24 protein-coding genes are annotated in these 26,918 nt (G+C 72.3%); 16 read left to right on the plus strand and 8 right to left on the minus strand.

The features are described 5' to 3' along the window. The first annotated feature begins 160 nt into the window (after positions 1-160). Together OV090_RS31695 and OV090_RS31700 are read left to right on the plus strand one after the other, a co-directional pair. A complete protein-coding gene (locus tag OV090_RS31695; RefSeq protein WP_267708399.1) occupies positions 161-1,006 on the plus strand; it encodes a hypothetical protein in 846 nt (281 codons plus the stop codon). 375 nt (positions 1,007-1,381) lie between these two features. After that, positions 1,382-2,359, plus strand: coding sequence for a zinc-dependent alcohol dehydrogenase family protein (locus OV090_RS31700; RefSeq protein WP_267708400.1), 978 nt, complete (start codon positions 1,382-1,384; stop codon positions 2,357-2,359). A 250-nt stretch (positions 2,360-2,609) separates the two neighbouring features. On the opposite strand, the gene OV090_RS31705 is transcribed toward OV090_RS31700, so the two are convergent. Further along, positions 2,610-3,170, minus strand: coding sequence for a hypothetical protein (locus tag OV090_RS31705; RefSeq protein WP_267708401.1), 561 nt, complete (start codon positions 3,168-3,170; stop codon positions 2,610-2,612). Positions 3,171-3,951: 781 nt separating this feature from the next. On the opposite strand from OV090_RS31705, the gene OV090_RS31710 reads away from it, so the two are divergent. Further along, positions 3,952-4,953: a hypothetical protein gene (locus OV090_RS31710; RefSeq protein WP_267708402.1), complete on the plus strand. Its 1,002-nt coding sequence runs from the start codon at positions 3,952-3,954 to the stop codon at positions 4,951-4,953. A gap of 157 nt (positions 4,954-5,110) precedes the next feature. Here the strand turns inward: OV090_RS31710 and OV090_RS31715 are convergent, their stop codons facing one another. From OV090_RS31715 to OV090_RS31725, 3 genes are all read right to left on the minus strand, one after another. Further along, on the minus strand, positions 5,111-5,698 hold the full coding sequence (locus OV090_RS31715; RefSeq protein WP_267708403.1) for a hypothetical protein: 588 nt from the start codon (positions 5,696-5,698) through the stop codon (positions 5,111-5,113). A gap of 308 nt (positions 5,699-6,006) precedes the next feature. Next, complete coding sequence (locus tag OV090_RS31720; protein ID WP_267708404.1) at positions 6,007-6,948, minus strand: M56 family metallopeptidase; 942 nt, start codon at positions 6,946-6,948, stop codon at positions 6,007-6,009. 36 nt (positions 6,949-6,984) lie between these two features. Further along, complete coding sequence (locus tag OV090_RS31725; protein WP_267708405.1) at positions 6,985-7,380, minus strand: BlaI/MecI/CopY family transcriptional regulator; 396 nt, start codon at positions 7,378-7,380, stop codon at positions 6,985-6,987. A 24-nt stretch (positions 7,381-7,404) separates the two neighbouring features. Between OV090_RS31725 and lspA the strand changes: the two genes are divergently transcribed. Next, positions 7,405-7,932: a signal peptidase II gene (gene lspA, locus OV090_RS31730; protein WP_267708406.1), complete on the plus strand. Its 528-nt coding sequence runs from the start codon at positions 7,405-7,407 to the stop codon at positions 7,930-7,932. 171 nt (positions 7,933-8,103) lie between these two features. On the opposite strand, the gene OV090_RS31735 is transcribed toward lspA, so the two are convergent. From OV090_RS31735 to OV090_RS31745, 3 genes are all read right to left on the minus strand, one after another. Next, positions 8,104-9,207, minus strand: coding sequence for a DUF3089 domain-containing protein (locus tag OV090_RS31735; protein WP_267708407.1), 1,104 nt, complete (start codon positions 9,205-9,207; stop codon positions 8,104-8,106). A 68-nt stretch (positions 9,208-9,275) separates the two neighbouring features. Next, positions 9,276-10,364 carry a glycosyltransferase gene (locus tag OV090_RS31740; protein ID WP_267708408.1) on the minus strand — a complete coding sequence of 363 codons (1,089 nt, stop codon included), beginning with the start codon at positions 10,362-10,364 and terminating at the stop codon, positions 9,276-9,278. Continuing rightward, positions 10,361-11,086, minus strand: a complete 726-nt coding sequence (locus tag OV090_RS31745; protein ID WP_267708409.1) for a class I SAM-dependent methyltransferase — start codon at positions 11,084-11,086, stop codon at positions 10,361-10,363. The genes OV090_RS31740 and OV090_RS31745 overlap by 4 nt, the downstream gene beginning before the upstream one ends. 137 nt (positions 11,087-11,223) lie before the next feature. On the opposite strand from OV090_RS31745, the gene OV090_RS31750 reads away from it, so the two are divergent. The 10 genes from OV090_RS31750 to OV090_RS31795 all read left to right on the plus strand — a co-directional run bounded on the left by OV090_RS31750 (position 11,224) and on the right by OV090_RS31795 (position 21,688). Next, positions 11,224-12,387, plus strand: a complete 1,164-nt coding sequence (locus OV090_RS31750; RefSeq protein ID WP_267708410.1) for an imelysin family protein — start codon at positions 11,224-11,226, stop codon at positions 12,385-12,387. Between the two features lie 8 nt (positions 12,388-12,395). Continuing rightward, on the plus strand, positions 12,396-13,772 hold the full coding sequence (locus OV090_RS31755; protein WP_267708411.1) for a di-heme oxidoredictase family protein: 1,377 nt from the start codon (positions 12,396-12,398) through the stop codon (positions 13,770-13,772). 183 nt (positions 13,773-13,955) lie between these two features. Further along, on the plus strand, positions 13,956-15,026 hold the full coding sequence (locus OV090_RS31760; RefSeq protein ID WP_267708412.1) for an imelysin family protein: 1,071 nt from the start codon (positions 13,956-13,958) through the stop codon (positions 15,024-15,026). A 70-nt stretch (positions 15,027-15,096) separates the two neighbouring features. Next, complete coding sequence (locus tag OV090_RS31765; RefSeq protein ID WP_267708413.1) at positions 15,097-16,692, plus strand: HTTM domain-containing protein; 1,596 nt, start codon at positions 15,097-15,099, stop codon at positions 16,690-16,692. A 122-nt stretch (positions 16,693-16,814) separates the two neighbouring features. Beyond that, the gene (locus OV090_RS31770) at positions 16,815-17,546 is read left to right on the plus strand and encodes a hypothetical protein (RefSeq protein WP_267708414.1); all 732 of its coding nucleotides are present in this window, start codon (positions 16,815-16,817) and stop codon (positions 17,544-17,546) included. A 478-nt stretch (positions 17,547-18,024) separates the two neighbouring features. Continuing rightward, positions 18,025-18,699 carry a helix-turn-helix domain-containing protein gene (locus OV090_RS31775; RefSeq protein WP_267708415.1) on the plus strand — a complete coding sequence of 225 codons (675 nt, stop codon included), beginning with the start codon at positions 18,025-18,027 and terminating at the stop codon, positions 18,697-18,699. Further along, a complete protein-coding gene (locus tag OV090_RS31780) occupies positions 18,696-19,514 on the plus strand; it encodes a hypothetical protein (protein WP_267708416.1) in 819 nt (272 codons plus the stop codon). The genes OV090_RS31775 and OV090_RS31780 overlap by 4 nt, the downstream gene beginning before the upstream one ends. 303 nt (positions 19,515-19,817) lie before the next feature. Beyond that, positions 19,818-20,267 carry an HPP family protein gene (locus tag OV090_RS31785; RefSeq protein ID WP_267708417.1) on the plus strand — a complete coding sequence of 150 codons (450 nt, stop codon included), beginning with the start codon at positions 19,818-19,820 and terminating at the stop codon, positions 20,265-20,267. A gap of 54 nt (positions 20,268-20,321) precedes the next feature. After that, positions 20,322-20,897, plus strand: a complete 576-nt coding sequence (locus OV090_RS31790) for a hypothetical protein (RefSeq protein ID WP_267708418.1) — start codon at positions 20,322-20,324, stop codon at positions 20,895-20,897. Positions 20,898-21,121: 224 nt separating this feature from the next. Next, positions 21,122-21,688, plus strand: a complete 567-nt coding sequence (locus OV090_RS31795; RefSeq protein WP_267708419.1) for a hypothetical protein — start codon at positions 21,122-21,124, stop codon at positions 21,686-21,688. Between the two features lie 208 nt (positions 21,689-21,896). Here OV090_RS31795 and OV090_RS31800 read toward each other — a convergent pair whose 3' ends face one another. Beyond that, entirely contained in the window at positions 21,897-24,206 is a 2,310-nt protein-coding gene (locus tag OV090_RS31800; protein ID WP_267708420.1) for a carboxypeptidase regulatory-like domain-containing protein, read from the minus strand. A 195-nt stretch (positions 24,207-24,401) separates the two neighbouring features. Here OV090_RS31800 and OV090_RS31805 point away from each other — a divergent pair, with 195 nt between their 5' ends. Continuing rightward, entirely contained in the window at positions 24,402-25,847 is a 1,446-nt protein-coding gene (locus tag OV090_RS31805) for a DUF4215 domain-containing protein (RefSeq protein WP_267708421.1), read from the plus strand. 106 nt (positions 25,848-25,953) lie between these two features. Next, positions 25,954-26,892, plus strand: coding sequence for a hypothetical protein (locus OV090_RS31810; RefSeq protein ID WP_267708422.1), 939 nt, complete (start codon positions 25,954-25,956; stop codon positions 26,890-26,892). Positions 26,893-26,918: the final 26 nt, after the last annotated feature.

Raw genomic sequence — 26,918 nt, forward strand, 5'->3', positions numbered from 1 at the left:
ACCCGATCGTGGTCATCGCACGGACCGGCGCCGAGTTCGCGCCCGCGCCGCGGTGACCGCCCGCGAGCTCCCCGGCCGCCTACGTGACGTGTTCGCGCCTCGCCGTGGTGAATCGCAACACATGTCCCTTCGGACATCTTCAAAACAGGTAACCACCACCATGGCCGCCACCGTCTCCCTCGCCCTCTCCGTCCTCCTCGCCGCCCAGCCCGCGGCGCCCGCTTCGCAGCCCGAGGGGCCCACGCCTGCGCCCGCCGCCGACACCTCCTCCGTCCCGGCCCCGTCCTCCGCCCGCCCGCCCGAGCCGCGCTGGCGCGGCACCGGCCTGCTCGCCACCGCCGGCGTCCTCGGCGGCATCGGCTTCGGCGCCAACCTCGGGCGGGTGATCGCCGCCAGCCGCCTGTGCCAGAACCTCAGCTACGACAACGAGACCCAGAGCGTCGCCGGCTACGACCAGTGCGTCTTCGGCGGCGCCGCCCTCGGGATCCTCGCCCCGATCGGCCTCCTGTCCAACACCGCGGCCTTCGCCTTCGCCGCCGGCGGCGGCTCGATGCGCGGCCGCTGGGCCGCCCACCGCACCGCCTTCGGGGGCGAGCGCCAGCAGAACGCGGCCCTGCAGATCGGCCTCGGCGCCGGCATCATGACCGCCGGCATCGTCACCTATCTCGGCGTCCGGATCGCCTCGTTCGCCGACGTCCTCGGCTTCGACACCTGCAACGAGCGCAACCCGATCGTCGACATGACCGGCAGCGACATCGGCGGCCCCGAGGTCGTCGAGGGCAACGTCCCCGGCTTCCGCCAATGCATGGGCCGGCGCATGAGCGGCTACCTCGCGGGCATCGGCCTCGGCCAGGCGATGGGCGTCATCGGCGTCGGCCTGCTCACCCACGGCGCGGCCTACAACCGCAACCTCAAGCTGATGCGCTACATCACCCACAACCAGCTCCGCCTGCAGCCGACGCTGACTTTTAATTACGCCGGCCTGACCCTGTCGGGCCGCTTCTGAGCGACCCGCCGAGCGAGCCCGGGAACGCCGGCGACGTCGCCGACATCACCACGGCCCACCCGCGCGTCCGACGATCGCCCGCTCGCAGGGGCCGACGCCCGCCGCAGCCCGCCTCGCGCGTCGTGGCCTCGAAGTCTCGAATCACTCCGGCGGTCGCCCGCTCGCAGGTGCCGACGACCGCCGCAGCCCGCAGCGTCACCGCCCACCGGGTCGACTGCTTCGTCCCCGCCGTCCGCCCTCACGGGAGCTTGCGAGCGCGGCAATCCGACCTCGCCCGGCGAGGACGTCGTGGTCGGCCCGCGACCGCGATCGCGGTGGCCTGCCCCCGCCGTTCGGCCGAGAGATCCACCCTGGCGTGGTGCTACGTTCCCGGTCATGCGAGCCGTTCAGTTCTCCCGTTTCGGCGCCCCCGACGAGGTCGCCGAGGTCGTCGACCTCCCCGCACCGCCGCCGCCCGGGCCCGGGCAGGCCGCAGTCGATTTCCTGGCCGCGCCGATCAACCCGGCCGACCTGCTCAACCTGCGCGGCCAGTACGGCGTCGTCCCCACCTTGCCGGCCAACGCCGGCTTCGAGGGCGTCGGGCTCGTCACCGCGGTGGGCCCCGGCGTCGATCACATCCGCGTCGGCGACCGCGTCCTGCTCGGCGGCGGCACCTGGCGCGAGCGTCACATCCTCTCGGCCGCCGGCCTGTTCACGCTCCCGCCCGGCCTGCCCAGCGAGCAGCTGGCCATGCTCACCGTCAACCCGCTGACCGCCCGCGCGCTGATCCACGACGCCCAGCTGCAGCCGGGCCAGTGGGTCATCAAGAACGCCGCCAACTCGGGCGTCGGCCGGGCCTTCTTCACCCTGGCCAAGAAGGCCGGCGCGCGCGGGATCGCGGTCGTGCGCCGACCTGGCCTCGAAGACACGTTGAAGAGCTGGGGCGCCGAGGTCGTGCTCGTCGACGGCCCCGACCTGGCCGAGCGGGTCAAGGCAGTCGTCGGCGACGGCAGCCTGCGCTACGCAGTCGACGCCGTCGGCGGCAGCGCCACCGCCCGCCTCGGCGCCGCGGTCAGCCCTGGCGGCGTCGTCGTCAACTACGGCCTGCTCTCGGGCGAGCCGTGCCACATCTCCGGGGTCGACCTGGTGTTCCGCGGCGTCGTCCTGCGCGGCTTCTGGCTGGTCAACTGGTTCCAGCACACCCCGCGCGAGGGCGTCGCCAAGGCCTTCGGCGAGCTCATCGCCCTGCTCGCCGCCGGCGAGCTGACCACCCCGATCGAGGCCACCTACCCGCTCGCGCAGGTGCGCGACGCCCTGCGCCACGCCGAGAAGCAGGCCCGCGGCGGCAAGGTCCTGCTGGTCGCCGCGCCCTGATCCTCGTACCTCGTCGGACATGTCCCATTCGACATGTCCGATAAGTCATAATGGCTACGGCGCCCGCGAGCACCCCTGGCTCCCGTTCTTCATGACTCTCCGGACATTCCCATTTCGACATGTCCGATGAGCCAGATAAAACGCGGCCCCCGCGAGCTCGCGGCACCCTGCTCCTCATGCCTCTTCAGACATGACCCATTCGACATGTCCGATGAGTCATCCGCACCAGGCCCGTCACCCTCGAGCGCCGTCAGGCCGCGAAGCCCAGCAGCAACTGATACGTCGCCTCGGGGACCGGGCGCCAGATGCCATGGGTCGCCGGCAGGCCCGGGTAGGCCCCCACGAACTGCTGGGGCGTCATCAGCATCTTCCCGCCGCGGTACTCGAGGCTCACCGCGCCATACATCCCCCGGTTCGTCCCCAGATTGGCCCGTGAGACCCGCGCGGAGCCGTTCGCAGTCTCGCCGAGCAGGGCGCCCTGGCCGTCGCGGACCTCGACGCCGTGCTCGAACACCTCGACGCGGCAGATCGTGCGCTTGAGATACTCCACCCCCGGTCGCGCGCCGTGCACGATGACCGCGATCGGCACCAGGAAGAACAGAATGTTCACCAGCCCCACGAACGATCGCCACAGGGTCAGCTCGGGGACCGGGAGCGCCCAGAGCAGCACCGGCGCCAGGATCACTGCCGGAATCAAGATCGCCACGGCCGACACCACCAGGAAGCGCGACCAGTTCGTCTCCGTGATCGTCTCGGTGGCGAGCGCAGGAGCGGAGGAGCGCGGCGAGATCGGCGGATTCGCGGGGTTCACCGGCTTCGAATACCACGACCGCACCGCCCTGGCTCGCGCCGCGAGCCGCGTGGCGCACGAGCCCCTCGCGTTCGCCACCGCGCAGCGCATCCTGTCCGAAGAGACATGTAACTTCGCGCGCGCCTGCAACTCTCTCTCGATTCCGCGCCCGCCGTACCGGCGCCGAACTGCGAAGCCTCGCGCCACCCGAAGCACGGCGAGCCCCGGCTCCGACCTGATTCGCCACACCGGCATCCATCCTCGCCCTTTCCCCAGCTTCTACCCTGCGATCATGCCGGCGTTCACTGTCGCTATTCGCGTGGGACTGTCATGAGGCGACAGGGCGCTGAAGCCGAGGGGTGCGACTCAAAAAGAATGTGACGAGTGACCGCGTCCCGGCTGCCCCTTCGTCTTCCGCGTGGTTCGCTCTCGCCATTCCAGTACGACTTCCATGACGCAAAGGTGCAACCGGAGCCGCCCGTGTCGAGACCGTCGTGAAGCCTCGATTCCGGTGCCGCCCAAACGCAATCGACCACCCATCGCACGATTCGCCGTCGCACTCCGGTGCGGCCCTCCATGCCTCGCGCCTGCGATGACTGCGAGCGATGGCCGGGTCGACGCGTTCCGACGAGCCCTGCGCTCCGGAGTCACCACTCTCCCGCGTCGCCGCCGACTCCCGCCGCGACACCTCCGCGAGCCGGGCCACCGTCCCGACCTCTCTGCCGAACCCCTTCCGAAGCGGCCGCAGCCCCCCTGCACCCCCCGTTGCGCGCCGTCGCGCGCCGTGTTACGCGGCATGCGCATGATCGCCTTCGATAGTACCGGTCGCAACCTCGTGCTCGCCGACGACGCCGAGCTCCTCGTCCACGACGGTCCGAGCGAGGGCCCGCGCTGGCGCCGGGACTGCAAGTCCCCGCTGGTCGCGGTCGGGGCCACCCCCGACGCCGTCATCAGCGTCGACGAGGACGGCCAGGCCGTGTGGCACGACCCGCTGCGCGACGTCCAGCGGGCCACCGCCGAGGCCGGCGACCTCGCGCGCGCCGCCGCGATCTCGCCTTCGGGACATGTCCTCGTGGCCACCTCCGACGGCGCCGTCGAGCTGACCCAGAGCGGCCCGGGCCGGCGGTACCCCTGGCCGGGCGCGACAGTGGTCGCGTGGGGCGTGGGCGGCCAGTTCCTCATCGGCGACGAGAACGGCAAGCTCGGCGTGTTCGGCCCCGCCGGCCTCGTGGAGGAGCACCAGCTCGAAGCCCCGCCGGTCGCAGCCACCTGGAACTCGCGCGGCTTCTGGGTCGTCGCCACCGCTCGCAAGCTCCTGCGCATCGAGGGCGGCGCAGTCCACCACCTCACCGGCGGCCCGGCCGACATCCCGATCCGCGCGGTCGCCTGCTCGCTCGGCGGCGACGCGATCGCCATGGTCCTCGGCGACAACCTCGCCATCGTCCTGTCCTGGCCGGGGCGCGACAACATCGCCCAGCTCCGCTACCTCGACCGCGTCATCGACGGCGTGCAGTTCGGGCCCGAGCCGTGGCTGGCGGTCAGCCTCGACGGCGGCGACGGCAACAAGTTCGACCTCAGCAACGGCAACCTCAACCGCACCGACACCCACCCCGGCCGCGAGCACCGGCGCTGGATGGTCCAGGTCTCCGTCCGCGCGCCCGAGCCCACCGCCGCGCCCGCCCGGCCCCAGCCTGCCGCCGAGCCTCCGGCCGCGGCCAAGCCGAAGTCCTCGCTCGGCTCGCTCCTCGGCTTCGCCGCGGTCGCAGTCCTCATCATCTACGCGATCGTCCGCTTCGGCTCCTAGCCTCGCGCGTGGCGCTCCAGCCTGGCGGAACGGACATGTCCATCAGGACATGTCGCCTGCCTCCTGGCCTCGCGTATCGCGACTCAGCCTGGCGGAACGGACATGCCCACCCGGACATGTCCGTTTCGCCATTTTTGCTCCCGGGCGCGCGCCCGGCTCACTGCGGCTCGAAGCGCGACGTGATGCGCTCGCCGTTCGACAGCTGGCACTCGCCGGTGCCGCCGCCCTTGATCCCGCGGTCCGGGTCGTCGAGCGTGAAGTGGCAGCGCATCTTGTCGCCGCGGTCGCCGTCGAGCGTCGCCACCACCTTGCCGGTGTTGCGGGTGATGAACTCCTCCACGGTATCGTAGTACGGCCAGGTGCCGCCCCAGTACCAGTTCGGGCCCATCCACGGGTCGGCGTACCACGCGTTGTAAAAGTCGCCGTACTCGTCCACCGTCGCCGTCTTGGTGATCTCGTGGTAGCGGCCCTCGAACGACTCGCCGTCGGGCAGCTTCGTCTTGAGCCGGCCCGACAGCGAATCGTCGCCGGACGTCCAGTTGAACACCACTCGCTCGTGTTTGATCTTCGGCGCCGCGGCCCCGGCCCCTGTGCCGGTGGTCTTGCCGCCGGTCTCGGGCGCGGCCGTGTCGGGGTTCGTCACCTCGCCGCCGAAGCTCCCGCGGGAGCAGGCGGACACCAGGAGCAGCAGGAGCCATTGTGGGGCGCGCGGGGTCGCAGCGCGGCGGAATTCTCGTCGGTTCATGGGCGCGAGAAGTTGCCCGATCCGCCGCGCCCGCAGCCGGCCGGCCTCGCCCGCGCCGCGAACGCCGGCCCTGCGCCCGGTTTCGCGCCGTTCTCCGCGCGGGCGCTGTGACCCGCGGCACCGTCTGGCGTCCCTCCGTTCGCCCGAGCGCGCCTCCCGCCTGTCCCTCCGGCCAGCTCGATGCAATCGCCCGAGCAGATCGGCAAGCTCGAACGTCGGCGTCGATCCGCCACATCGTCCCGCCGCTCGCCGGCCCCTCGTCCTGCTTCATCGCCGTTGAAAAGACCTGACTCTTCAGTCAGCTCCGATCATTCACCCGTAGAGCCGCTCGCCCGTGCCACGCCGCCCCCGATCTCCGGTCCCTCGGCCGAGCGCGCCTCGCAGGCAGTCACCATCGTCGCCAGCACCAGCGCCGCCGCGATCAGCCGCGGCACCCCCCAGCGGAGTCCATCGGGCTCGCGGCTGCGGATCCGCCGGACATCGAGCACCCCGCGCACGCGCGCGCGCAGGCTGTCGGCAGCGACCCGGCCGGCCCGCTCGAGCTGCGCGCGGGCCACTGCCACCAGCTGCGCCGCGTAGCTCGACGACGGGATCCCCGTGTGCAGCGCCGCGTCGTCCGCCGCGTCCTCCGCGTGCGCTCGCAGCCGCCGCAGCGCCCACCAGGCCAGCGGATCGGGCCAGTAGAGCGCCCGCGCCAGCCCGCCCGCCAGCGCCAACAGGCAATCGCCGCGGGCCACGTGGGCCAGCTCGTGGGCCAGCAGCGCCCGACGCTCGGCCGGCGGCGCGTCCAGCATCGCCGTCGGCACCACCACGATCGGCTGCAAGATCCCCACCACCATCGGCGTGCGCGCCGACCGGCACGCCCGCAGCGCCACCTGCGGCCCGTCCGTGAACTCCTGCGCAGTCTCGTGCCACGGACCCGCCACGATCGGCGCCCCTCGCAGCGCCTGCCGGCGCGCCAGCGCGTGACCGCGGACCAGCCGCGCCAGCAGCGACGCCGCCCCGAAAGCCCACACCGCCAGCAGCCCGGCCGCCAGCGCCTCCGGCAGCCGCAACCCCGACGCCGCCAGCGCCAGGCGCGGCAGCGGCAGCACCAGCGCCACCGCGATCGCCAGCGCCCAGATCTGCCGCCGCACCGCCGCGCTGCGCCGCCGCGCGCACATGTCCAAAAGGCCAGCCGATGCGAACACCAGCGCCCCCACCAGCTCGAGCGAGCCGAGCCACAGCGCCGCCGCCGACGCGTCCGTCACGCCCGCCGTCCTCCTCGCGCCGCCCTCGCCTCCACCTCAGCGGCCCTCCTTGCGCGCCTGCTCGATCATCGCCCCGAGCTCGTCGAGCTCCGCGCGCGACAGCTCGCGGCCGTCGAGGTCGAGCAGGGCCGCCACCGCGTCGCTGGCCGAGCCGCCGAAGAAAGTATCGACCACGTGGGCCAGCGCCGACGTCGCTACCCGGTCGCGCGGGCGCGTCGGCGAGTACACGTACGTCGGCCCGTCCTGCGTGTGCTGCAGGTGCCCCTTGTCCTCCAGCACCTTCACCAGCGCTCGCACCGCGGAGTACGTCGGCGGATCGGGCAGCTCGTCGAGCACCTCGCGGATGGTCGCCTGCCCGCGGCGGTACACGATGTCCATGATCTGCCGCTCACGCCGGCTCAGCGGATCGAGGTCGGGCTTGCGTCGCGTCATCCCGTGTGCTGTTTTTCTAGCACGATGCTAAAAAACCAGCAAGTCCCTGCCAGCCCGCGCCTATGGGCCCTGCTCGCCCTCTCCGGCGCCGCCGCCCTCGCGCTCGACCTGTGGACCAAGCAGTGGGTGTGGGACCACTTGCGGCCGACCGGTCGGGCCCTCGTCGTCATCGATCCGCTGCTCGAGCTCGCCTTCGCCTACAACCAGGGCAGCGCCTTCGGCCTCGTGCGGCGACTCGACTACCCCTACGTCCTGCTCGCCGTCACAGTGTTGATGATCGGCTGGATCGTCCTCACCGCCCGCGTCCCGCACGGCACTCGCCTGCGCTTCGTCGCCGGCGGCCTCATCGCCGGCGGCGCGCTCGGCAACCTCTACGATCGCCTGTTCCGCGTCGACGGCCTCGGCCACAGCGGCGTCGTCGACTTCATCAAGGTCAACTACCCCTGGGGCGGCAGCTGGCCGAGCTTCAACGTCGCCGACGCCGCGCTGGTGGTCGGCGTCGTCCTGCTGGTCTGGGACCTGCGCACCCGCAAGGCCGTCCCCGACGCCTGAGCGCGCCCGACACGAGCTGTCCCTTCGACCAGCTCCCCCTCGACCTGCTGGGCAAGAAGCTGTCCCTTCGACCAGCCGCGCAGCCTTCAGCCTGCTGGGCTCGAAGCTGTCCCTTCGACCAGCCCGGCTCGCCCGGGCCCCAAGCTGTCCCTTCGACCAGCCCCGGCCTTCTCAGCCCTGCTTCGCCAGGAACGCCGCCGCCCGCGTCGCCGCGTTCGTGCGCAGATCGAGCCAGAACAGCCCGTACTCGATCGCATGGTAGTTACCGGCCCCGAGCGCGTGGTCGAGCAGGCGGCTCATCAAGTCGCGCGGCACCGTCCCGGACAGCTCCACCCGCAGCGTCCCCGCCTCGCAGCGCGCGCTGACGAATTCGGGCTGCGGCCGCGGCCGCGCTCCACTGCTGTCCCAAAAGACAGCCCCGAGCCCCCCGCGCCCCGGCGCCTCGTCGGCGCGCCACGTCAGCGGATTGACGCACACCCGCCGGCTCGGCGGCGCATCGGCGGGCGGCGGCGGGTTCTCGACGAACTCGATGCCGCGCGCGTAGTCCGGCCCGCGCGCGTTGAAGCCCACCACGCAGCCCGTCTGCTCCGCCGACGCGCACACCGGCAGCTCGCCCAGCGCCTCGTGCGTAATCGGCCCGCCGATCAGGTACGCCGCCACCAGCCGGGCCCGCAGCGGCCCGGGCGCGATCACCTCGCGCAGCAGCCGGAGCCCGACGAACGCCCCCTGGCTGTGCGCCGCGAGGATGAACGGCCGCCCGTGGTTGTCGTGCTCGAGGTAGTGGCGAAACGCCGCGATCGCATCGTCGCCGGCGAGCCCGATCGCAGCCGCCCCGTCGGCGCTGGCCGTCGTGAAGGCCGTCATGTTGGCCTGGCGGTAGCGCGGCGCGAACACCCGACAGCAGCCGTTGAAAGCGCTGGCCTGGATCCGCGTCGACCCGACGTCGGTCGCCTCGTTGACCGTCGGATCGTCGAGGCGAGCGTTCCACGCGTCGCCGAGGAACGACGTCGGGTGCAGGTAGAACACGTCGACCTCCGGGTCCGCAGCGATCGCCACGCCCTCGACCTCCGCGTCCGCCGCGTCCGCAGTCTCCGGCCGCGCGCTCCATGTCCCCGGCTCCGCGTAGTCCGGCGCAGGCGGCGTATTCGCGGGATCGAACGGCACCCTCGGGGCCGCCACCGCCAGCACGATGTCGCCGAGGTACGCCCACCCGATCACCAGCACCAGCAGCAGCAGCGCCGCCAGCCCCACCAGCGCCCGCCGCAACCACTTCATCACCCCGGCCTCCGCGCTCCGCGACGACGCAGCGCCGCCTCGGCGAGCGCCGGCCGCAACCGCTTCACTCAGGCCCCCTGCGCCAGCGCCTGCGACAGCGCCTGCGCCAACGCCATCGGCGCCCCCGGCCGTACCAGCGCGGTCTCCGGGTAGAGGTCGCGCATCAGCTCCGGGATCCCGCCGACCGCGGTGGCCACCACCGGCAGCCCGTAGCGCTTCGCCTCCGCGATCACCAGCGGCGCCCCCTCGGACAGCCCGCCGATCTCGCGCGACGGCACGCACAGCAGGGCCGCCCGACGGTACAGCGCCTCTTTCTCCGCGCCCTCGACGAACCCGTGGAAGCGCGCGTCCAGCCGCAGCCCCTCGGCCAGCCCCTGCAGGCGGCGCCGCTCGGGCCCGTCGCCGGCGATCGCCAGGCGCGGCCGCCGGGGCATCAGCGCCGCCGCGCGCAGCAGGTCGTCGACCCCCTTCTGCTTGATCAGGCGCCCGAGGAACAGCACCTCGTCGCCTGCCCGCTCGGACATGTCCGATACGACCTGTTCGATCGGACCTGGCCCATCAGCCACGCTGCCGACCATCGTCTCGATCCGCAGGGGCGGCGGGCCCGGCCAGGCCGCGGCCACCTTGGCCAGCTTCTCGGCCGACGGCAGCGCCACGCTCTCGGCCTGAGCCAGCGCGCTCATGGCCGCCTCGCGCAGCGGCCCCGGCAGGCGTAGCAGCAGATCGACGTCGGTGCCGTGGCCGTACAGCTCGCACGGCACCCTGGCCGCGCGGGCCGCCTCGGCCGCCAGCCAGCCGCACGGCAGCAGCATGTGAGCGGCGATCTTGTCGGGCAAAAACGCCCGGATCTCGCGCTGCAGGGCCCGCTGCAGCGCGGCCATGAACGGCAGCACCAGCAGCGCGCGCCACGGCCGGTCGCGGATGTTCTCGAGGATCCCGAACTGCCCCGTCAGGGACGACATGCCGGTCGGCGCGTAGGCGAAGCGGACCACCTCGCACGGCGACTGCAGCGCCCCGCGGACCCAGGCGGTCCGCGGGACCAGGAACCGCACAGTATCGCCGGCGGCCGCGCGCGCCTCCCAGTGGCGGAGGATGAAGCGACCGCGCGGGTCGCCGGACCACTGCGGGAAGGTCGTCGTGACGACCAGGACCCTCACAGCTTCTCCGCCACGAACACGTAGAACCCGGCCAGCGCGGCCAGCGGGCTCTCCATCAGCGCCCACTCGACGCGGTCGTGCACCTTCCCGATCACGGGCAGGCGGCAGACTACCGGGTGCGGCGTGGTGATGCGGATGCCGGCGCGCGCGACCACGCGGGTGCTGGACGGCAGCACGTTCGCGGCCTCGGCCGGGCTGAGGAAGCGGGTCGAGATCGCCGCCTCGTCGTAGGTGTGCGACGTCTTCCGCGGGCCCCACAGGCGCTTGATGAGGTAGCGCAGCGAGTTGCGGTTGTAGATGTCGAAGATGATGTGGCCGCCCGGCCGGGTCACCCGCGCCATCTCCTGCAGGCACCGCTCCCAGCCCGGCACGTGGGCCAGCACCTTGAAGGAGTACGTCACGTCGAAGCTCGCGTCGGGGAACGGCAGTTCGGTCGCGCTGCCCTCCTGCACGTCGAGCCCGCGACTGCGGGCGTGCTCCAGCATCCCGGGCGACAGGTCGACGCCCTTGGCGCTGCGAGCGACCGTGGCCACCCGCTGAAGGATGAGCCCCGTCCCGCAGCCGACCTCGAGCGCGTCCTTCCCGGCGGCGTAGCGGCTGACGATCGCCGCCGCCTGGTCGTCGATGAGCTTGTGGTACCCGCGATCGCGGCCGTCGTCGTAGCCGGCCGAGAAAGCATCGTAATAGTTACGGTTCTGTGAAGAATCGGCGGTCGCCGCCATGGCCGGCACCATAGCCGCGGCCCTGGCGTGCGTCCAGGCACCCCCTGGCAACGTTGACATTGAAAACGACTTTCAGTATCCCAAAACAATCGCCAACGCACCTCGCGCTGGCGCGCTCACGGACTGGAAGCCCACGCATGCGCCGCTCGCTCCTCGCCCTCTGCCTCCTCCCCGCCTGTACCAACAACGCCGCCACCGGCTGGGACGACGACTCGTTCCGCTCCGAGGCGCAGAGCGTGGTCGACCGCTACGCCGAGCTCGTCTCCGCCGCCTACGAGAAGTCGAGCCGCGGCGCCGAGCAGATGGACAGCGCGCTGCAGGCGTTCGTCGCCGCCCCGTCGGCCGAGACGCTCGAGGCCACCAAGACCGCCTGGCTCGGCGCCCGCGACGACTACGGCCTCACCGAGGTGTTCCGCTTCTACAACGGCCCGATCGACGCCGCGCCGGACGAGCTCGAGGGGCGGATCAACGCCTGGCCGATGGACGAGGCGTACATCGACTACGTCGAGGGCGAGCCCGACGTCGGCATCATCAACGACCTCGCGGGCTACCCGGAGATCACGCGCGACGTGCTGATCGAGCGCAACGGCGCCGAGGGCGAGGACAGCATCTCGACCGGCTGGCACGCGATCGAGTTCCTGCTGTGGGGCCAGGACCTGAGCGCCGACGGCCCGGGCGCGCGCCCGTGGAGCGACTACGTCGACGGCGCCGACGGCACCGCCGCCAACCAGGATCGCCGGCGCCAGTACCTCACCCTGACGAGCGAGCTGCTGCTCGACGACCTCGCGCGCGTCGCCGACGCCTGGTCCGAAGGCCAGGCCAACTACCGCGCCGACTTCGTCGCCCAGGATCCCAAGGAGGCGATCGCCAAGGTCCTCCTCGGCATGGCCAGCCTCAGCGGAGCCGAGCTCGCCGGCGAGCGCATGACCGTGGCCTACGACACGCGCGAGCAGGAGGACGAGCACTCCTGCTTCAGCGACAACACCCACAAGGACCTGCTGGCCAACATCCAGGGCATCGAGGACGTGTACCTCGGCCGCATCGACGGCCAGGCGGGCGCGAGCCTGTCGAGCCTGGTCGCCCGCATCGACGCCGACGTCGACGCCGTCGCCACCGCCAAGCTCCAGGCCGCCGTCGCCGCGGTCAAGGCCATCCCGGCGCCGTTCGACGCCGCCATCCAGGCCAAGGACGGCAGCCCGGAGCGCGCCGCCGTCAAGGCCGCCATCGACAGCCTCAAGGAGGCGACCGACGCGTTGGTCGCGGTCGCCGACGCGCTCGAGATCGAGCTCAACCTGGAGTAGACTGGGCCGTGCGCCGCCTGCCTGTCCTTTGGGTCCTGTTCTTGGGGGCATCTTGCGAAGCCCCCGGGCCGGCGCTCGAGCCCGGCGAGGAGCTGGCCGGCGGTGACACCACGATCCGCGACGAGAGCCCGAACGCGTTCTCGTACAGCGCCCGCAACATGACCTTCGAGCGGCGCCAGCGGTTCGTGGTCGGCAACTCGTTCTTCAACAAGAACTGGGTCGTCGCCCCGGCCTCGACCACCGGCCGCGACGGCCTCGGCCCGACCTTCAACGCCCGCTCGTGCTCGGCCTGCCACTTCAAGGACGGCCGCGGCCGCCCGCCCGAGGACGACGAGGCGTTCGCCAGCATGCTGCTGCGCGTGTCGGTCCCCGGCGACGGCCTGCACGGCGGCCCGCGCGACGTCCCCGGCTACGGCGACCAGCTGCAGCCGAACGGCATCGAGGGGGTCGCCGGCGAGGCTGTCCCGAAGGTCACCTGGGTCGAGCAGCCGGGCGCCTTCGCCGACGGCGAGCCGTACAGCCTGCGCGCCCCGACCTACACCCTCGACGACCCGTCCTACGGCCCGCTCCCCGCCGACCTGCTGATCTCACCGCGGGTCGCCCCGGTGATGATCGGCATGGGCCTGCTCGAGGCCATCCCGGCGGCCGACATCCTCGCCCGCGAGGACCCTGACGACGGCGACGGCGACGGCGTCTCCGGCCGCGCCAACTACGTGTGGGACCTGGCCGAAGACGCCGCGGTGCTCGGCCGCTTCGGCTGGAAGGCCAACCAGCCGACCGTCGCCCAGCAGACGGCCGGCGCCTTCCTCGGCGACATGGGCCTGACCACCGACATGTTCCCGCTGGAGAACTGTCCCGAAGGCCAGACCGAGTGCGCCGCCGCCCCGCACGGCGGCGCCCCCGAGGTCTCGCCCGATCTGCTCGACGACGTCATCTTCTACAGCGCCACGCTCGCAGTGCCGGCCCGCCGCGACGCCGGGGCCCCCGAGGTCCTGCGCGGCAAGCAGGTGTTCCTCGACGCCGGCTGCGCCGACTGCCACGTCCCGCGCCACCGCACCGCCGACGACGCCGCGATCGAGGAGGTCCGCGGCCAGACGATCTGGCCGTACACCGACCTCCTCCTGCACGACATGGGCAACGCGCTCGGCGACGGCCGCCGCGACTACCTCGCCGACGGCAACGAGTGGCGCACCCCGCCGCTGTGGGGCATCGGCCTGGTCGAGACCGTCAACGGCCACACCACCTTCCTCCACGACGGCCGCGCCCGCTCACTGATGGAGGCCGTGCTGTGGCACGGCGGCGAGGCCGAGCCGGCCCGCGAGGCCGTCCGCGCCCTCCCCTCGGGCGAGCGCGCGGCCCTCGTCGCCTTCCTGGAGTCGCTGTGACCGCCGCGGGCGCGCAGCCTGCCCCTTCGGACATGTCCATTCCGCCCGGCGCGAAAGGACATGTCCTCCAGGACATGCCCCCAAGGACCGCTACTCACGTCGCGGCCCTGCCGCGCCCCTCGCCGCCCCGCCTCTGAGGTCCCGATGATCCGCACCGGTCTCTCTCGCCATGTCCTTTCGGTCATGCTCTTCGGGGCAGGTGCCGGCACGCTCCTCGGCTTCGCCTGCGGCGGCGGCGGCGACGACTCGCGCCCGGCCGTGCTCGAGCACGTCGCCCGCGAGGTCGCAGTCCCGGCCTTCACCGACCTGCACGAGCGGGCCGAGGACATGGTCGCGGCGATGGACTTCCTGTGCGCCGCCCCCGATCCCGGCGCCCTGGCGGCCGCGCAGAACGCCTGGTCGGCCGAGCGCGACGCCTGGTCGCGCGTGCTCCCGTTCGGCTTCGGCCCGCTGCCGGCCGAGCTCAACGCCCTCGACTTCTGGCCCGTGCGCGTCGACACCGTCGAGGACGCGGTCGCCGGCGCCCCCGACACGCCCGACGCGGCCTACCTCGGCGGCCTCGGCGTCAGCGCCAAGGGCATGCCCGCGCTCGAGTATCTGCTATGGGGCGAGGTCCAGGGCGACGCCCTCACCGCCCTGCAGGCCGAGGGCGGCGCGCGTCGCTGCGGCTACGCCAAGCTGCTGGCGGCAGACATCGCCGCCCGCACCGACGCGCTCGCCACCGCCTGGTCCGGCGAGTACGCCGACACCCTCGCCACCGCGGGCATCGGCAGCGCCACCTACGACTCGCTCAAGGCCGGCCTCGACGAGGTCGTCAACAAGTCGATCGACGCCTGCCTGACGATGGTCAAGGGCAAGCTCGACAACCCGCTCGGCAACCTCACCGGCGCGGCCGAGGACCCGTCGCTGATGGAGTCGCGCTTCTCTGGCCGCACCCGCGCCGACCTGCAGGCCAACCTCGCCGGCGTGTGGGCCGTCTATCACGGCGCGGACGAGGGCGCCCCCGCGGCCGGCCTCTCGGTCCTCGTCCGCGAGCTCGACCCGGCGCTCGACGACCGCGTGCGCGCCCAGTACGCCCGCGCGAGCGAGGTCCTGGCCGCCGTCCCCGAGCCGATGACCGCGGCCCTGGTCGCCGACCGCACCGCCGTCCAGCTCGCGCGCGACGAGCTCGACACCTTCCGCCGCCTGCTCAAGCTCGACGTCGCCAGCACCCTCGGCGTCACCCTCGCCCTGAGCGACAACGACGGCGACTGACCCGAAGGCCATGTCCGACCCCGACCGCAGCCCGCCCGCTCCGGTCCCGCAAACACATGTCCCGAGCGCCATGTCCCCCGGGACAACCCATCGCGCGCTCGGCAGCTCGCCCGTCGCCGCTCCGGAGCAGTCGGATCCACCTGCTCCGAACGCCATGTCCTCCGGGACATCCGCGCCGGGCGCCGCCGCCCCGCCCCCGTCGACGGCCCCGAGCGACATGTCCTCCGGGACATCCGCGTCGGATGCCGCCGCCTCGCCCTCGTCGGCGGCCCCGGGCGATATGTCCTTCGGGACATCCGACATGCTCGACTCGCCGCCACGACATGCCCGCGACGACATGTCCGTCAGGACAGCCGTCCCGCCATCCATCTCTTCTTCGCCCCTGCTCCGCGCCCTCCTCGCCCCGGTCGACGCGGCCGGCCTGCACGCGTTCCGGATCGGCTTCGGCCTGCTGATGTTCGCCGGCACCGTCCGCTTCGCCGCGCGCGGGTGGATCCACCAGCTCTACGTCGACCCGACCTGGCACTTCCACTACTGGGGCTTCGAGTGGCTCGCGCCGCTGCCCGAGGCCGGCATGATCGCAGTGTTCGTCGCCCAGGGCCTGCTCGCCCTGCTGGTCGCCGCGGGCGTGGCCTACCGGCCCGCGATCGCCCTGTTCTTCGTCCTCTTCACCTACGTCGAGCTGCTCGACAAGGCGACCTACCTCAACCACTACTACTTCGTCAGCGTCGTCGCCCTGCTGATGGTCGCCCTGCCGCTGGATCGCCGCACCACGGTCGCCCCGACCTGGGCGCTGTGGGCCCTGCGATTGCAGGTCGGCCTGGTCTACTTCTTCGCCGGCCTGGCCAAGCTGCGCCCCGACTGGCTGCTGCACGCGCAGCCGCTCAAGCTGTGGCTGGCCGCGCGCGCCGACTTCCCGCTGCTCGGCGGCCTCTTGCGGCGGCCCGAGACCCCGTACCTCATGAGCTGGGGCGGCGCAGTGTTCGACCTCTCGGTCCCGTTCCTGCTGCTGCACCCGCGCACGCGCCCGTTCGCCTACGCCGGCGTGCTCGTGTTCCACGGCCTCACCGGCGCCCTCTTCCCGGCGATCGGCATGTTCCCGTGGCTGATGGCCGCCGCCGCCCTGGTGTTCTTCCCGCCCGACTGGCCGCGGCGGCTGTGGCGTCGCCTGTCCCCGCGGACATGCCCCCCGGCACCTGTCCTGTCGAACACGTCATTTTCCGCCCGCCCGCTGCTGCTCGCGGCCCTCGCCCTCCACTTCGCCGTCCAGCTCGCGCTGCCGCTGCGCCGCTTCGCCTACCCCGGCGACACCGCCTGGACCGAAGAGGGCTACCGCTTCGCCTGGCAGGTCATGCTGGTCGAGAAGGTCGGCAGCGTCGTCTACCGCGTGCGCGAACCGGGCGGCGGCCGCGAGCGCCTGGTCGACCCCGAGCCGGCGCTGACCGCCCAGCAGGCCAAGCAGATGGCTTTCCAGCCCGACATGATCCTCGAGTACGCGCACCACCTCGCGGCCCGGAGCCCCGGCGCCGAGGTCCGGGCCGACGTCTTCGTCACCTACAACGGCCGCCCCGCGGCCCGCCTCGTCGACCCCGACGTCGATCTCGCGCGCGAACGCGACGGCCTGCGCCCGCAGCCGTGGATCTTGCCCGCGCCGCCGCGGCCGTGAGCGCGAGCCGGCCTCGCCCGCACCCACCATCACCGACCCCGGAACGGCGCTCGCCACGACGGGCCCGCCGCGATTCGGGCTCTTCTTCCGCCGCCTTCGGCCCGCGTAGTATCCTCGCCGCCGTGCCAGCCGTTCGTCTCCGCGCCGTCCTCACCGTCGCCGTCGCCGCCGGGTCCGCGTCCGCGTGTCACCGCCCCCCGCCCACTGCGCCGGTCACGGGCGAGCCCGCGCCCGTCTCGGACGACCCCGCGCTGCCGCCCGGCAGCCCCGCCTACAGCGCCCCGCTGTGCAACAACGACCAACTCCTCGGCGGCCTCGAGGCGACCCACGCCAACACCCGCTTCGAGCACGCCCTGCTGCGCGAGACGGTATTGAAGCAGACCGACACCGGCGTGCGCCCCCAGCAGTCGCAGACCCTGGCCAGCGTCGGCCTCGCCTGCCAGACCGTCACCGACGTGCCCGCGTGCGCCCGCCTCCTGGCCAGCACCGTCGCCAGCACCTCGCTGTTCGCCGGCTCCAACCCGCTCGTGGTCCGCTACCTCGTCCTGCAGTCCGGCGCCAACGTGCGCCCGGTCGCCACCCGCTCCCAGCTGCTCACGCTGCTCGGCGCCATCGACACCCCCGGCGAGGCGCGCCTGCTCGCCGCCACCCTCGGCGTCCAGCCGCTGTGCGGCGACGACAGCGTGCGCACCATCGACGGCGGCTTCCGCGTGATCACCAAGCGCAGCCACGCCCAGTGCACCAACCAGTACGAGGGCGTGATCGTCGACGTCGTCCGCGGCCAGCCGACCATCGTCAACACGGTCGACCTCCGCGACCGCACCCTCAGCTGCACCACCGCCCCGACCCCGTGAGCCGCCGGCCCCGGCGAGCGCAGCGACGGACATGTCCTCGGGGACATGCCCCGACGTTCATGTCCTGAAGCGCCAATCACTCGCCCCGCCGCCCGCGCACCGCCGGCAGGCGGAGCGAGGCCGCAGCTCCCGAGCGGCGCTACCCTGCCCCGACCCCGCACCGGCAGGCAGGACGAGGTCGCGGCTCCCGGCCTGGCGCACATCGTCTGTCTCTCAGGACAGCTCCCACGGCCCCGCTAGCAGGACGAAGCCGCGGCCCCGCCTGACGCGCATCACCTGTCTCTCCGGACAGCTCCCGCCTCGCCCCGCGACCGGTCGCCGCCCGCGCACCGCCGTCCGGTCGCCTGGCCCGTCCGGCAATTCGCGCCCCCGTGCCCGCTGCGAGCCCCGGCACGCCGGACGCGCAAAAACGCACGCACCGACTTGCAAACAACAAGTCCGGTTCATACGGACAAATTTGGGCTATTTTCGCCCCTGCATGGCCACCCGGAGCTACGGGAGTTACTGCGGGGTCGCCCGCGCGCTCGAGATCGTCGGCGAGCGGTGGGCCCTGCTCCTCGTCCGGGACCTCCTCGTCGGCCCGCGGCGCTTCACCGACCTCCAGCGCGGCCTCCCGCGGATCCCCACCAACGTCCTGTCCACCCGGCTCAAGGAGCTCGAGCAAGCCGACGTCGTGCGGCGGCGCCTCCTGCCGCGTCCGGGCGGCGCGATCGTCTACGAGCTCACCGAGCGTGGCCGCGCGCTCGAGGCCGCAGTGCTGGCTCTCGGCCGCTGGGGCGCGCCGCTCCTCGGCGAACCCGGCGCCGACGAGATCGTCACCGCCGATTCGCTGGTGATGGCGATCCGCACCACCTTCCGCCCCGAGGCCGCGCGCGGCCTCCACCTCGGCTACGAGCTGCGAGTCGGCGAGCTCGTGGTCCACGCGCGCATCGACGACGGTTCGCTCGCCGCGGCCGCGGGCCCGCTCCCCGGCGCCGACCTGGTCCTCGAGACAGATCGGGGCCTGCGCCCGCTGATGGCCGGTGAGCTGGCCCCCGCCGACGCGATTGCCGGCGGGGCGATCCGGATCCACGGCGATCCGGCGCTGCTGGCCACGTTCGCCGCCGTGTTCCAGATCGAGCACGTGAGCCCCGGCGCTACCCTGGAGGGATGACCCCTCGAACGCTCCTCGCGGGCGCGCTCCTGCTGTGCGCCTGTCCGAACGAACCGATGAGCGGGGGCGCGACGGTCTCGGCGACCGACGCGACCACCACCACCGACGCGAACGTCCCCGACGTGCCGACGACCAGCGCGACCACCACCTCGGGCAGCGCGACCCTCACCGCCTGCGAGAAGAAGGCGCTGGCGACCCAGGCGACCGCCGGGATGCGCTGCCCGTGCGAGGTCACGGAGGGGAACTACGCGGACGTCGACGGCTGCATCGCCGACTTCGTGGCCGCCGCCAACGACCCGTGCCTGTGCGACCTCGAGGCCGACCCGGCTCACGCGCCCTACGTCGCCTGCCTGGCCGCGGCCGCGGTCCAGTACCAGAGCTGCTTGGGGCCGCTGAAGTGCAGCGACGAGGACGCGTTCTTCACCTGCAACGGCACCTACGCCGACGCAGTCGCAACCTGCGACGAGCCCGCCAAGGCCAGCGTCGGCGCCGCGTCGATCGCGTGCAACGGCACGCCCGCGTTCAGCTGCGGCGCCGGCGGCATGATCTCGAACCACTACGTGTGCGACGGCGAACCTGACTGCAAGGACATGTCCGACGAGGCCCCCGCGACCTGCACCTTCGTGTGCGCCGACGGCCAGCAGATCTTCACGTTCAACAAGTGCGACGGCGCCCCCGACTGCGACGACATGTCCGACGAGGCCACGGCCCTGTGCTACTTCTCGTGCGACGAGGGCCTCGAGATCCCCAAGACCTGGGTCTGCGACGGCAACCTCGACTGCGACGACAAGACCGACGAAGCCACGTGCCCGTGAGCGCCGCGGACGCAGCGGGGCCTTCGAGACCCGTGTCTGTGACGGCAGCTCGGCTGCGGCGACGACCACGACGAAGCCAGGCGTATCACCGGGCCCCGCTCTGGCCTGCAGATCTATAGACGCTCTTCCTGAAGCGATGGAGCGGCAATCGCGGGGACGGCTCGCGCTCGCCCCGTCCTCCTACTTCCGCCGCCGCCGGCGACGCGCCATGCTCCCGCGGTGCCCGACTCGCTCTCCTCGCGCCTCGCCCGCGCCGCCCACGTGAGCCTCGGCGCCGGCCTCGCCATCGCTGTCTGTTCGGCCATGGCCTTTTGGACAGCCTTGCCCTGGGTGTTCCCCTCGCTCGGCCCGACCGCCTTCCTCGCGTTCGTCGCCCCCGCGGCCCCGGCCAACCATCCGCGCCGCGTCCTCGTCGGCCACGGCGTCGCCGTCCTGTGCGGCACCGCGGCGGTCCACCTGTTCGGCGTCGCCGACGTCCCGGCCGTGCTCACGCGCCTCGACCTCGCGCACCTCGGCGCAGTCACCTTCGCCCTCGCCGCGACCGGCGGCTTCACCGTCCTCCTCGACGCCGAGCACGCCCCGGCGGGCGCCACCACCCTGATCGTCGCGCTCGGACTGATCCGCGACCCGCGCGACCTCGCCCTCGTCGAGGCCGCAGTCCTGGTGCTCGTGCTGGTGTGCGCGGCCCTGCGCCGCCTCGGCCTCGGCCAGCACCCGCCGATCCCGACCCGTCCTCCGGGACATGTCCCATAGGTCATCTTGCGCCAGCTTGTCGAGGCCCGGCGCGCCGGCGCATACTGGCGCGGTATGCCTGGCTTACCCGCTCGCCTCCTCGTCCTCGTCGCCGCGCTCGCGGCCTGCACCGAGCGCGACCCGCTCGACTCCGACACCGTCACCGACTCCACCGGCATGTCCGAAGGGACAGGCGCCAGCACCGACGGCGGCACCACCGCGCCGCCGTCGACCACGGACGAGCCCCCCACCGGCTCGATCCCCGGCGACCCGACGACCACGCCGACCAGCGAGCCGGCGACCACCGGGCCGAACCAGCCGGACCTCAGCCACGCAGTCCACATCCAGCCGATCTGGGACGCCAATTGCGTCGTCGGCTGCCACACGCCCGGCGGCACCAGCCACGCCTGGTTCGTCCTCTCGGACAATGCCTTCGCCTCGATCGTCGAGCGACCGGCGCTCGAGCTCCCTCAGATGATGCTGGTAGCGCCCGGCGATCTCGACGGCAGCTACCTCTGGCACAAGGTCACCGGTTTGCACATCGAAGTCGGAGGCAGCGGCGTCCTCATGCCGCCGGCCCCCGCCGACGCGCTGTCCACCGGCGATCTCGACACCATCGCCCAGTGGATCCTCCAGGGCTGTCCCCCCTGAGCTCGGGCCGGCCAGCGCTCCGCGTGCGCGCGTCCTCGCCGTCGATCGACGCGGCTTCACCTCGGCGAGGCCCCGGCAACACTCTCACCGCCGGTGAGCGCTGCGACACGCGTCGACGGCCCTGCCGCCTGACACGACCCTGGAGCCTGGCTCCTGCGCGCGTGCGCAAGCGCTCGCCTCGACGCTTGCCGCGCGGCCGCGGGCTTGTCTACACCTTCGGAGCGATGACCCGCGCCGCGCTCGTCCTCGGCCTCGTCCTGTGCGCCTGCAAGGAGCCCACGGGCGCCAACACGAGCGGCCTCGTGGTCGTCTCGGACACCTCGCCGACCGAGTTCGGCGACCCGCCCGAGTGCGGGAGCGACACGGAAGGATCGACCGGCGGCGCCACCGACTCGACCGGCGCCGAGCCCACCGGCACTTCCGGACAGGTCCCCGAGGACATGTCCGAAGGCGAAGCCTTCTGCGCCGCTCAGACCTCCGCGCCCGCCTGCGACGGCATCGTCCACGGCGGCGGCGTGTGTCGCTGGCTCGACGTCGTCCCGGTCTACCCCGGCACCTGCGACATCACCCAGCTGTTCCGCACCTGCGTGTTCGTGCCTGACGAGGCCCAGTGCCCGGTCCCGACCTCGTGCGACCAGATCGGCCTCGGCGTGTTCGGCCGCCGCGGCTGCGACGGCGCCGTCGAGCTGATCATGGCCGGCCCGAGCGAGGGCCTGTGCGGCACGCCCGCGGGCTGGTCGCTGTGCGCCGGCGACGACGCCCCGCCCGAGTGCAGCTGCGCCTGCTCGTGACCGCATGTCCGCGAGGACATGCCCGGTCCGCGCAGCGACCCGCGAGTACAGCTGCCCCGCTGCGTGACCGCATGTCCGCGAGGACATGTCCCGGCCCGCGCGCCCAGCAACCAGCCCGCGACTCTGCAGCTCTACCGGTGCGACGGCGAATGCACAAAAGGACATGTCGCGAACGACATGTCCTTCGCGCCTGCTCCCGCAGTGGCGATCAGGGCGGCGGCGCGGCCGGCTCCGCGGCCTTCTTGCCCGCCTTCGGCGCCTTGGCCGGGGCGGTCGGCGCGCCCTTGTAGCGGGTCACCTTGATCACGGTGCGGTTGTTCTTGGCCCGGCCCGCGGCGGTCAGGTTGACCGCGACCGGGCTGTTGTCGCCGTAGCCGTTGGCGGTCACGCGATCGGGGCTGACGCCCTTGGCCAGCAGCGCGCTGCGGACCGCGTCGGCGCGCTCGCTGCTGCGCTGCTTCGGGCTGCCACGGTCGTCCGTGTGCACCCCGATCTCGATCTCCTCGTACTCGGGGTGCGTGTTGAGGAACGCGGCCAGCTGCTCGACCAGCGCCGCGCTCTTGTCGTCGACCCCGTTGGCCGACGTGTACCGGATCGCCTTCTTGAGGCGCAGCTTCTTGCCCTTGCCGCTGACGAGCGGCGTCTCGACCGGCGTCGCCCGGCGCAGCGACTCCTTGACCGTCGTGAACTGCTCGCCCGGGGTCACCGTGAAGCGCAGCGACTTGTCCTCGAAGCCGGGCGCGCGGGCGATGCCGAAGTAATCGCCGGCCGGCAGCTCGAGGCGGATGAGGCCGCCCTCGGTGCTGGTGAACGGCTCGTCGACGCCGTTGCCGGAGACCGACAGGGTGACCAGCACTGGCGCCCCCGCCTCGTCCGTGAACGCGCCGTCGAGGATCCCGACCGGCGGCGTGTTGGCCACGTCCATCGTGATCGTGATCTGAGTGTCCTCGCCGGCCTTGATGTCGGCGGTCGCGTCCTTGGTGGCCTTGTTGGCCAGCTCGACCTGGAGCGCCACCTGGCCCTCGGGGAACCGGTAGCTGGTGAAGTTGCCCTGGTCGTCGGTGAGGATCGCGTTGCTCGCCGCGCCCGGGAACCGCACCTTGGCCCCCGCGACCGGCGCGCCGGTGTTGTCGAGCACCTGGCCGACCACGCGACCCTCGACCACCGCGGGCGCGGGCAGCGGCTCGCTCGTCGCCGGCGCGGGCACCTCCTTGACCACCGGGTTGGGATCGATCGACCAGCCGAGGCCGAGGATCACCTGCCACGGGGCCACCGGCGGGCCGTACTCGAAGTTCGGCGACACCATGCCGATGTCGACCGCGGCGTCGAGGTGCAGGCCCGCGATCACGTTGGCGCGCAGACCCACGGTGCCCCACAGGCTCGAGCGCGGCAGCGGCGACGGCGACGCGCCGGCCTGGAAGAACGCCGGCATCTCGGCGGTGGCGACGTCCCACGCGAGCTCGACGATCGGGTCGAGGCCGAACTTGCCCTCCTTGCCGAGGCGGACCGGGAAGTCGAGGCCGTAGCGCATGCGCACGCGGCTCGGCGCCACGCCGAGGGCGAAGCGGGACACCTCGCGGCTGGTCGGATCGGTGAACTTCTCGAAGTTTATCAGCTTGCCCGAGTTGTCGAGGATCCAGCCGATGTTGGTCGTGAACCGCACCGGCACCTGCTTCTTCGTCAGGTAGCGGACGTCGACGGTGAACAGGAAGTCGATGTTGAAGTTGACCTTGTCGGTCAGCAGGCGGCTCGTGCCCGACAGCAGGCCGATGCCGAGCTGACCGCCGAGGCCGATCGCGCCGCCCTTGACGAAGCGGTGCGCGCCCTTGATGCCGAAGTCGAGGTCGCCGAGCGCGAACTGGTTGACCTGGTCCTGGCGGCCCGGCTGCGCGCGAGCGTTGCGCGACGCCTGGCTGTGCACGGCCAGGAACAACTCGCCCCACTTGAACGGGCTGTAGCCGATGTTGACCGTGCCGCGCACGCGGCCTTGCTGGTCGGGCCCGTTCTCGTCGCTGTTGTAGATGAACCCTTCCTTGCGGAAGAAGTCCGTGTGAAGGCGGACGCGGACCGTGTGGCGCTCGCCGACGTCGGCCAGCGTCGTGTGATAGAGGCCGAGGCCGCCGCGCAGGCTGTTGATCGCCGGCTCGCGCCGCCCCTGGACATAGCCGGGCAGTTGTTTCACGCTGAGCGGGTCCTTCGCCGCCGGGGCCGGCACCTCGACCTCGGGCCCGGGCGTCGGCGCCTCGGTCGTCGTCGCATTGGTACTTCCGGACAGGTCCCCGGAGACAGCTCCGCTCACCTCGCCGCCGGCGGTCCCCTCGGCGCCTGCGGGCGGAGCCACCGCGCCTGGATCGCCGCTGGGCAACGTCGGCGGCGCGTCACCGGTGGCCGGCGCCGCGGGTGTCTCGCTGGCGGGTGGCGTCGCGTCCGCGGGGAGCGGAGGCGGCTCCGCCGCGGCGGCGCGGAGGGGCAGGCCCAGGAAGATCCCCGAGAGCGCAAACAGCGAGGCGCGTCGCATACGAGTGAAGCGTCCTCCAAACGCGGCACACCTGTCAAACCTTTGTGGCGATCCGCCCCCGGGCGTGCGGACGCGAGCACGGCAGTTTGGCCGGTGCACCACCAACTATTTTTCGACCACCCCGCCAAACTGCGACGGAAAGCCACAAACGCGGCGATCGCAGACCGCGTGGCCTCGGCGTGCGATCATGCAGTCATGTCGAACGCCTATCTCACCGGCCGCGCAACGCGGCTCACGGTCCTGTCTCTTGGACCCTGGCTCCTGATCGCCTGCCCCTCGGACGGGACAGCGACGACCGATTCCGGCACGGACCCCGATCCGACCTCGACGACCACGACCTCGGATACGAGCGGACCGGACGTCACGACGACCACGGGCACCCCGACCACCACGGACCCGACCACCACCGCGACCACGTCCACGTCGACCGGCCCCGTCCCCGCGGTCTGCGGTGACGGCGTGGTCGCCGAGAGCGAAGTCTGCGACGACGGCAACGACGAGCCCGACGACGGCTGCGACAAGAACTGCGAGAAGACCGGCGCGGTGCTCTGGACCTACACCCACAACGGCGCCGCGGGCGAGGACGATGTCGTGGGCGCCGTCGCCATCGACCCCACCGGCAAGATCATCATCGCCGGCAACGAGGGCATCACGCCGGCCGACCGGGACATGCTGCTCATCGCCCTCAACCCCGACGGCACCGAGCTGTGGAAGAAGACCTATCCGGACGACAACGGGCTGCCGAACTTCTTCACCGCGGTGGTGCTCGGCGACGACGGCACCATCTACGCGGGCGGCGTGGAGTACGTGATGGAAGACGTGGCGGCGCCCGTGGTGCGCTCGTTCGACCCCGATGGCAACGAGGGCTGGACGTTCATCGAGCCGCCCGCCAACATGCTCGGCGACTCGATCGCTGGCCTCTTGCTCGTCGACGGCAAGCTCTACTCCACCGGCGGCGAGAACCTGACCGACAAATCGGCGCAGCTGGTCGTGCGCCGGCACGATCCCGGCACCGGGGAGGCCGAGTGGAAGGCGGTGACGCAGGCCGACTTCGCGTACGCGAACGGCAACGCCATCGTCAAGACGGCAGACGGCGTGCTCGTCGCCGGGCTGGTCCAGGACGAGGATTACCTGAGCCGGCCACTGCTCGTCATCGTCGACGACGAGGGCACGATCGTCAGCACCGAGGTCGAGGATCACCCCGGCGGCGCCTGGTACGACGCCGATCCCGTCGGCGCGGGCGGCGACATCGCCCTCGTCGGTCGCCGGATGCCGGAGGGCGTCACTGGCTACGACTTCGGCCTGCGGCGCGTCGGCCCCGACCTCTCGGAGCAGTGGACCGACATCTACGACTACGAATTCCTCTTCGGCATGGGCTTCGGCCTGGCCGTCGGCCCGGACGAGCGGATCTTCGCCACCGGCTTCCACGTCGCCCCGAGCCAGTTCAACGACGTGTTCGGCGCCCTCTACGCCGGCGACGGCACCCGCCTGTGGACCCATACCTACAACAACGAGGACATCGACCTCTACGACGAGGGCCGTGACGCCGCCTGGGGCCCGGACTTCCTGACCATCGGCGCCAACTCGACCGTCCTTGGCGAGGGCACCAACATCTGGGTCCGCGCCTTCAAGGCGGACTGACCCCATCACCTGCCGTATAATCTCGGCAGCCCCGTCCGGTGGGCCGAATTTCCGGCCGGCCCGCCGGCGCTTGTTCCGCCGGTCGCGACCCGGGTAAAGTCACGCCATGGCCAAAGAGCTCGTGTACAACGCCACCCTCGTCGAGCGCGAGGACCTCACCCCCGCCCTCGCGGTGTTCCGGATCCGCCCCGACGAAGCGCTGCCCGGTGAGGGTTCGTGGTTCGTGCCCGGCCAGTATCTCACGATCGGCCTCAACAACACCGAGAAGCCTGAACTCGGCGGCGTCCGGCGCCCGATGTCGATCGCCTCGGCCCCCGAGCGGCGCGATCTGGTCGAGTTCTACATCCGCTTCGTCGACAAGCCGGAGTCGGACAACCCGCTGACCCACCTGCTGTGGAAGACCCGCGTCGGCGACCGCATGTTCTTGCGCTCGCAGCCGGTCGGCAAGTTCACGGTCGAAGACACCATGGGCCACGACGCGCGGGTCAAGGTGTGCGTGGCCGCCGGCACCGGCCTGGCGCCGTTTTTGTCGATGGTGCGCAGCAAGGTCAACCGCGACCCGAGCACGCGCCTCGACGACTGGGCGATCATCCACGGCGCCAGCTACAGCAAGGACCTCGGCTACCGCGACGAGCTCGAGCACCTGGCCAAGCAGCACGGCCTGCGCTACCTGCCGACGGTCAGCCGCCCGCGCGAGGAGGCCCACTGGAGCGGCCACGTCGGCCGCGCCGAGGACTTCTTCCTGGCCGACCGCCTGCCTGGCCTCGAGGACAGCCTCGGCCTCGACCGCAACACCTTCCGCCCCGACCGCGTCGGCATCCTGATCTGCGGCCTCCAGGGCACCATTGGCGCCACCATCGAGCGCCTCTTGCACCGCGGCTTCGTGCCCGACAACCGCAAGATCCGCCGCGCCCTCGAGATCGCCGAGGACGTGGTCGCGCACACCTTCTACGAGGCCTACGACACCGTCCCGCCGATCGACCTCAACGACACCGCGCGTGTCGCCGAGCTCAAGACCACCTTCCACGGCGCCGGCCGCGGCTGATCGCCCCGGTGCCGACAATGGCCCGA

It is taken from the genome of Nannocystis sp. RBIL2, from assembly GCF_026626745.1.
Classification (GTDB): Bacteria; Myxococcota_A; Polyangia; order Nannocystales; family Nannocystaceae; genus Nannocystis.